The organism is Cupriavidus sp. 291-E7 (genome assembly GCF_057798835.1).
This window is the reverse complement of the sequence record NZ_JBYOJV010000018.1, coordinates 130000-137491: the sequence shown is the minus strand read 5'-3', so window position 1 is coordinate 137491 and position 7492 is coordinate 130000. Positions and strand designations below refer to the sequence as shown.

The window sequence follows — 7492 nt, the reverse complement described above, 5'->3', positions numbered from 1 at the left end:
ACATGAATATCACCTGACATGGCAGCCTCCGTTAAAGGCAGAAGGATTGATGGCTGTCATGTCGCTTCGCTTTGCGCAAAATCTAGTGGGGCGTTCATCTTGCCCTCAAGCTCATAGATCATGAGTAGGGCGCCTAATTCCATCGCTCTATGAACAGCTGCAGCGATGGCCGCGGTGCGGGACGGGTATGGAACGCGCTCGTACTCGGACTCAACATTCCACAGACCGTCTGCCTGTAGCACCTTTACAACTGCTGTCATCCACACACCTCCAGTGGCATCGATACCTTAGTTCTATGCGTGGGCGAGAAAATATGATGTAGGACGATTTCCGAATCGGGCGCGCGGTTGGGAATGTGATCTCAATTTGCGGATGCGGCGAGGCTCATGACCCAACAGGGCTGCGAAGCCCCGTAATCGCAACACTTCACCTGCAACTGACGTAATATAAATTCTGCAAAAGTGCGTCCTTTTTGCTCCCTCATTTGTTTCCCAAGGGGCAGACATGCGTCTAGCGGCTTTTATCGTGCGTGATATGAAGCACATTTTGGCGGAGTGGGAGGCCTTCGTGGCCGCCCAGTTGCCTGCTGCACGGAAGCTGGATTCCCTCGCCCTGCGCGACCACGCGCCGCAAATCCTGCAATCCATCGCAAAGGACCTGACGACCCCGCAAACGCGAGACGCGCAACACGAAAAGTCATGGGGGCAAGCCCCCCAAGTGCCCGGTGCGCCGGAGACTGCAGCACAAGTACATGCGGTCATCCGGGCGCGCGGTGGCTTCAATATCAACCAGTTGGTTGCCGAGTATCGGGCGCTACGCGCCAGCGTGCTACGTTTGTGGATAGACGATTTTGAGTTGGTTGCTGCGGATCTGGACGACATGATGCGCTTCAACGAAGCTATCGACCAAGCAGTCGCCGAATCGGTGGAGTCTTTCAATTCGGAGGTCGAGCAGTCTCGCAATCTGTTGCTCGGAATGCTCGGGCACGATATGCGCAGCCCCCTGCAGACCATCCAGACGACCGCCTCATACCTGGTGGCGCTGAACGCCGGGGAGAAGGTGTCGGAGGCTGCGGCCCGGCTGATTCGAAGCGGTGCCAGCATGAGTTCCCTTCTGGATGACCTTTGCGATTTCAACCGAACGAAACTCGGCTTGGGTATCAACATCGCTCCCAATGACGTCGACCTGGCCAAGGTGGTCGGCGATACAGTGGACCAGTTGCGGGCAGTTCATTCGGACCGACGTATCGATGTGGAGGTGAAGGGCAATGTGCAGGGTTTTTGGGATGGCTCGCGCCTGCAGCAACTGATCTCCAATCTTGTGCTCAATGCGTTAAGGTACGGCGCGCCGGAGCATCCCGTCCGCGTTATTGTCACAGGCCATGACGGGGACGTTCGCCTTGAGGTCATGAATAGTGGCCCAGGCATTGATCAACTGACGCTGGAGCGGATATTTGACCCGCTGAGCAGAGGTCCTGATCAGGAAGACAAGAACGCGGACGGGCTCGGGCTCGGCCTTTATATCGCAAGCGAAATTGCTAAGGCCCATCGCGGGGCCATCGACGCTCGGTCCGATCAGGTCGAGACGGCGTTTGAGGTGCGTCTGCCGCGTCGCGTGTAGCGACGGCCTTAGGTCTTTCATAGACGGATGTGATTGGATGGCCCCTAAACGCCCAGCGGGATATGGGAGTCTGGGGTCTCCCAGCCAGCTGAAAGTGTCCAATAAGTGCCAGGGAGCCGCGGGAGACCCAAATGGCTCTGTATCTAGAGCAGCTAGTCTTGGACGAAATCGGCGACGCCTTTTTCAGCCTTGGGATTGCTGATGACGGTGCACCCGCACGGTCTGGAGAGGCGCAGGGGAATGCCGCGTTTTTATGTGGAGCGTAAAGCCATCGTGTCGGAAGATCTGCGATATATGGTGTTGAATTTAAAGGAAAAAATGCAGTCTGAGTGACGGATTGTGATTCCTGATGTCATCGGCGTGCACTCATTCTTACCGACGTGCAATCCCTCCTCAGCTTGAAGCCACTGATTGAGGCTGACGGCTTTTTCCCTTGCGAAGGTCTCGGACGAGCCGTCGGCTTGCGGTGTAGGCTTTGAGCTTTGATTTGGGTGTAGCGCTGCAGCTGCTTCCAATCGCGATGGCCGCTGACAAGCGCGACTTGCTCAATCGAGTAGCCGGTCTCGAACAACCGTGACACCCCTTCGTGTCGCAGGTCATGGAACCGTAGATCTTGGATTCCAAGATCATTGCAAGCGCGGGGGAAGAGCGTAGAAAAAGACCTCTCGTTATAGGGAAAAATTAGTTCCCCATCCCGCGGCTGTCGCATGGCTATCGTCCAGGCATCGCCCAAGAGGGGCACCACCTGGTTGTTGCCGATCTTTTCCTCGGGGTCCTTGCGGTCCCGGATCAGGATTGTCCGGTCGGTCTCATTGATGTCTTCCCAGCGCAGTCGCGTAATTTCGCTTGCCCGCATGGCGGAGGCGATTGCAAACCGGATGATGTCTGGCATGGGGACGCGCTGGCGGGGCTTCTTTTCGAACCAGGCGCAGATGGCGTCGAGCTCGGCGGAGGTCGGGCGCCGGTCACGCTTCTTGGACTTGCTGATAAGGCCAAGGTACCGGAGGTTCTTTCGCGCCGCCGCGATCGGACTGGCGGGCAAGGGCAGCTTCCACAGGGAGCGCGCCATTTCAAGCACGCCCTCCAGGTAGGTGAACTCCATTGCGACAGTGACGCCACCAGCACCCATTGCCTGCCGGCGCTTTGCATAGTCGACAACTGCGGCTTCATTTAGTGTGGATAGGGCGATGTCGCCGAAATGCCGCTTCAGCATGGAAAGGGAGCCAGCCTTGCTGCGGCCGATCGGACGCAGTTTTCCGACTTCCTCCTCATACTTCTCGATGAGTCCGCGAATGGTAAACTCCGCGAGCTTTCGCTCATCACGGAACGCGCCATCTCGCACCTGACTCTCAACGTCATAGGCCCAGCGCTCGGCCTGCGCTTTTTTGTCGAAAGTCCTCGTGACAACTGGATGGCCTTTGCGGCGTATTTGTGCGCGCCACTTCTCACCGACCCGGATGATGGAAGCCACTTTCTGCCCCTCGCTCGTAGCAATTTCGTAGCAATCGTAGCAGAAATGAGGGTAAATGTTATGAATTCGTGGTAAGAATCGGTCCAGCCGATTTCTCATAAATGACTGATTTGCAAGAAAAAACCAGTGCTATCAACGCCCGGCGGATATCTGTGGCCCCGATGATGGACTGGACCGACCGCCATTGCCGCACGTTTCATCGCTCGCTGAGCCAGCACACCTGGCTCTATACCGAGATGGTGACGACGGGCGCGCTGCTGCATGGTGACGTGGCGCGGCATCTCGACTTCAACGCGGCTGAACATCCCGTCGCGCTGCAGCTTGGCGGGAGCGAGCCTGCTGATCTGGCACAGGCCGCGAAGCTGGGCGAGCAATGGGGCTACAAGGAAATCAATCTGAACTGCGGCTGCCCGTCTGAGCGGGTGCAGCGTGGTGCGTTTGGTGCTTGCCTGATGGCCGAGCCCCAGTTGGTTGCCGACTGCGTGAAGGCGATGCGAGATGTGGTGTCCGTGCCGGTGACGGTCAAACACCGGATTGGTATCGACACAATCGAACACTATGATTTTGTGCGCGATTTTGTTGGCACGATTGCCGAGGCCGGTTGTGAAACGTTTATTGTTCACGCGCGTAATGCGATTCTCAAAGGACTGAGTCCAAAAGAGAATCGGGAAATTCCGCCGCTGCGGTATGAGGTCGCCTACCAATTAAAAAAGGAATTTCCGCAACTGGAAATCCTGATTAATGGCGGCATCGTTTCGTACAGCGAAATGGAAGAGCATTTGCGCCATATAGATGGTGTGATGATTGGTCGACAGGCTTATCACGACCCGTATATTCTGGCCGAAATGGATACACGGTTTTATGGGGCCACTTCGCCGGTTCCCTCGCGTGAGGATGTGGAGCTTGCCATGCAGGCATACATCGGCCAGTTGGTGGAGCAGGGCGGCTATATGGGAGCGGCGACGCGCCATATGCTGGGCCTGCATCGGGGCGTCTACGGTGGCCGAGGTTGGCGGCGGGTGCTGTCCGATTCGCGCCGAATGAATGCCGCGCGCACTCGGGCGGACGTCGATGCACTCTTCGTGGAAGCGCGCTCGCACCTGCGGCCAGACCTGTTGGAAGCCGCTTAATTTGACGCGCGTGTGAGGAAGTGGCTGGAGGAAAACCTCTAATTCAGAACGGTCGTTCTATGCAGGTTGCCGCAAATGTATGCTGCTGCGGCGTTTGCGGCAGTTGGAGTAGCCGGAAACCCGCACCAGCAAAGGGATTCCCCTAATTCGCCAGTGACCTGCCATGTTCTTACACTGTGCCTGCCCTCGAATACAGGGCTTTCTTCAACTGATTTTTGAGCCCGCCGTGTGCGGGCTTTTTTTCTGTCCCATTACACGATTGCCACGGCAACCGTGGGTTTGCCCGGATGGCAGTCAGCGATTGCGGCGACTACATTGAACGGGCCTTCAGGGCATTGAGATCGCTAATTTAAGAGTCCGCCTCCGAGCGGGCTCTTTTTTTATGTCGATGCCGTGGCGACTGGGGGAGCCGGCCTCAGGCTTCTCATCCCGCCCCAAAAAAAGCAGGCGATGCTCGTCGGGAGTGATCGCCTGTCGGGAATGTCGAGGGGGTCAATGTCCCTCAGGGAAGAGTATCCAATAGCGCCACTACCGGCAGAACCCCGCCTTGGTGGGGCGACCACTCCTCTTTTTGGTGGATATGCCGCCGCCAGTTGTTGTGGCAAATGCTGCGCAGGTTTTCCGTTGAGCGGCGCACAGGTCATGTTACGATGCGCTTCAAAATGCCGCGACAGTCGGCGTGTGGAACGCGATGCCGTTCGCAGGTTGGTGCGGCGCCAAGTAGGGGATAAAAAGCAGGAGGGCTGGCCGATTCCGATGGTGTGAATACCTTTGTCGGGACCTTGGAACGGAAGCAAGCCCTGAGGAAATGACATGGAAGCGGAAGAAGCATTCGGTGAGGTCTTCGAAGACTACCGCGTGATCTGGGTGGCTGAGCAATTGCAGGACGGTAAGTGGACCGCGCGCTATTGTTGGCATCCCGGTACATCCGTCGACGCCGGCAAGGCGTTGCAACGCGATGTCCTCAACGGCAAGTCGAAACGCTTGCTTGGACTCTTTCCTACTGAGGCGGACACCATAGCCGCTATCAAGGAGGCGGTCCTGCTCGAAGCGAAGTGGGTGGGGCCTCGATGATGTTCGCGAAGTCCATCAGTGAATTTGAAAATTTATTGTGCGGGATACTAGCCATCTACCGAGAATCCTTGTATAGTCTTGTTCTTCGCTGATCGACGCATCGGTCGGCAAGAAATCTCTACGGTGGCTGTAGCTCAGTTGGTAGAGTCCAGGATTGTGATTCCTGTTGTCGCGGGTTCGAGTCCCGTCAGCCACCCCAAGAATTTCGCTAAGAAACAGCCGCTTACACAAGCGGCTGTTTTGCTTTCTGGGCATTCATCCAGTGCTTTATTCCCATAGTATTCCCGCCGTGGGAATACTGCCTCCCTGCACGATGCCTCAGTGGGTCGGAAGCGCCCACAAAACCTTGGTGGCGCAGGCAAGCCCGGCGAGGAAGAGGGCCACACTGGTGTGGCCTAGGAGCGGTCCCAGCCGTTCCCACTCACTTCTTGACTCGGGCGCCGTCCAGCCTGTTGAGTTCCTGCCAGCATCGCAAGGACGGCTCTAGCCGGGGCGGTCAGCGAAATGCCGGGGCCATCATAGTTGCAGCCATAGTGCGCTTGGCGAGGAGCGCGTGATTGGCGCCGCCGGCGACGACAGTACCGAGGGGCTTGTCCAGGCCTGGAGCGCGCGGCGTCTGGCCGGACCGCTCACCATAGCCGGTCTGTATCAGCATCGGCGAGATGATGCCAAGAGCATGCGGCGCGCCAGCCGGATTCTCCTTTGGGCTGGCCGTAATCGTGGGCATGGGCGTACGGAGGTCGGCTCCAGTCGATCCAGTATGGAATTTCGTCAGGTGCGGAGCTACGACGGCATGCCGTGCTTCTGCCGTGATGGTCGTAATCGGCTGGGCATTCGCTCGCGCTCCGGCAGCGATGAGTCCGCGACATTAGCCGTGAGGCGTTCTTTTCAGAATCAGCTTGCTCGCGACATAGGTCAACGGCACCATCGCCGCCGTTACCATAAGCGGTGCGAACGATACGTTGATTCCAGCGAATTCGACTAGTCCATGTAGAAGCAAAGCCGAAGCGCAGTACTGAAATACGTAGACAATTGGATATGAAAGAAACTTGGCCCAGGATAAGGGGACTTTAAAAACCAGGCGCGAGTTAAACCAATACGAAAAAACAATACCGATCACATAGGCGGCAAGATATGCAAACTGATATCCAACCGCCAGCTTGAAAGCGAGATACAGCGCGTAGGTCACGAAAGTGTTTATTCCACCTCCGAGAAGAAATCTCCCCCACTGCTGTACGCTGCTTCGGGAAAAAATTGTGGTCAAAGCGCGTTCTTTTGCTTGGCTATTTCGACGAATTCCGCGTAATTGCGAATATAGTCATCGGCATCGTATTCGTCCGATGCAAACACCAAAAGCATTGCGTCGTTCGAATACTTATACTGGATTCCCCAGGTCAGTGGTGGCAGATACAGGCCCGTCTCTGGCGATTCGAGTGCGATCTCGCATCGGACCTTGCCGTCATCAACGACCACCGAGCATTTTCCTTTGACGCAGATTAGGAACTGATGACATTTGTGGTGAGCGTGCTCACCCCGGGTTTCCTCGCTCGGTACATTGAATACCAGGAAATAACGCTTCGGGTTGAACGGGATATCTCGAGGAAATTCTCCAACGGAGAGATCGCCTCTCATATCGTGTACGCGTTTGAGGCGATGAAGTGTCACGCCACCCACGCCTATATGCGCTCGAGCGTCTTGCAGCTGCTCTGGCGCCCTCACAGACGTACTTTTGACCTCACCGGGCGAGGCTGCGTTTTCAACGTACCCGACAATCCGAGCCGGATTGCCCGTGACGATGGCGTAGGGAGGCACCGATCGCGTGACTACCGCCCCGGCACCAATCATTGCGCCTTGACCAATCACAATTCCCGGCAATAGCACGGCGGCTGCGCCGATCGAGGCGCCATTTTCCACGACAGTCTGGAGGAACGCTTCCGGGTAAGCCTTCGATCGCGGGAATTTGTCGTTGCAAAACGTAACATTCGGGCCCACGAATACATCATTGCCCAGACGGATACCGTCCCAAACGTAAACCCCGCACTTGATGGTTACACGGTCTCCGATTACAACGTCGTTCTCGATAAAGCATTGCGCATTAATGTTGACATCACTGCCGATGCGCGCGCGTGGGAGGACCGTTACGGATTGCCAAATAGTCGTGCCTGCCCCGATGTCATTCGATTGCACGTCCGCAGAA

The 7492-nt window shown here is 56.7% G+C and carries 6 protein-coding genes and 1 tRNA gene; 4 read left to right on the top strand and 3 right to left on the bottom strand.

Translation table 11 applies throughout. The features are described from left to right. Positions 1 to 504 precede the first annotated feature (504 nt). Complete coding sequence (locus tag AC3FLX_RS26460) at positions 505 to 1620, top strand: sensor histidine kinase (protein ID WP_488700307.1); 1116 nt, start codon at positions 505 to 507, stop codon at positions 1618 to 1620. Between the two features lie 352 nt (positions 1621 to 1972). Here AC3FLX_RS26460 and AC3FLX_RS26455 read toward each other — a convergent pair whose 3' ends face one another. Then, on the bottom strand, positions 1973 to 3091 hold the full coding sequence (locus tag AC3FLX_RS26455; RefSeq protein WP_488700306.1) for a site-specific integrase: 1119 nt from the start codon (positions 3089 to 3091) through the stop codon (positions 1973 to 1975). 101 nt (positions 3092 to 3192) lie between these two features. On the opposite strand from AC3FLX_RS26455, the gene dusA reads away from it, so the two are divergent. The 3 genes from dusA (at position 3193) to AC3FLX_RS26440 (ending at position 5494) form a co-directional block, all read left to right on the top strand. Then, the gene (gene dusA, locus AC3FLX_RS26450) at positions 3193 to 4221 is read left to right on the top strand and encodes a tRNA dihydrouridine(20/20a) synthase DusA (RefSeq protein ID WP_488700305.1); all 1029 of its coding nucleotides are present in this window, start codon (positions 3193 to 3195) and stop codon (positions 4219 to 4221) included. 813 nt (positions 4222 to 5034) lie between these two features. Continuing rightward, positions 5035 to 5295 carry a hypothetical protein gene (locus AC3FLX_RS26445; protein WP_488700304.1) on the top strand — a complete coding sequence of 87 codons (261 nt, stop codon included), beginning with the start codon at positions 5035 to 5037 and terminating at the stop codon, positions 5293 to 5295. A 123-nt stretch (positions 5296 to 5418) separates the two neighbouring features. Beyond that, positions 5419 to 5494 (top strand) — tRNA-His (locus AC3FLX_RS26440). A 669-nt stretch (positions 5495 to 6163) separates the two neighbouring features. Here the strand turns inward: AC3FLX_RS26440 and AC3FLX_RS26435 are convergent. Together AC3FLX_RS26435 and AC3FLX_RS26430 are read right to left on the bottom strand one after the other, a co-directional pair. Beyond that, entirely contained in the window at positions 6164 to 6559 is a 396-nt protein-coding gene (locus tag AC3FLX_RS26435; protein ID WP_488700303.1) for a GtrA family protein, read from the bottom strand. Further along, a complete protein-coding gene (locus AC3FLX_RS26430) occupies positions 6556 to 7482 on the bottom strand; it encodes a WxcM-like domain-containing protein (RefSeq protein WP_488700302.1) in 927 nt (308 codons plus the stop codon). Before AC3FLX_RS26430 ends, AC3FLX_RS26435 begins: the two co-directional genes overlap by 4 nt. Positions 7483 to 7492 lie beyond the last annotated feature (10 nt).

Excerpts from the sequence above, each read along its gene's own strand:
- AC3FLX_RS26460 (WP_488700307.1), top strand. The coding sequence starts at position 505 with ATGCGTCTAGCGGCTTTTATCGTGCGTGATATGAAGCACATTTTGGCG.
- dusA (WP_488700305.1), top strand. The coding sequence starts at position 3,193 with ATGACTGATTTGCAAGAAAAAACCAGTGCTATCAACGCCCGGCGGATA.
- AC3FLX_RS26445 (WP_488700304.1), top strand. The coding sequence starts at position 5,035 with ATGGAAGCGGAAGAAGCATTCGGTGAGGTCTTCGAAGACTACCGCGTG.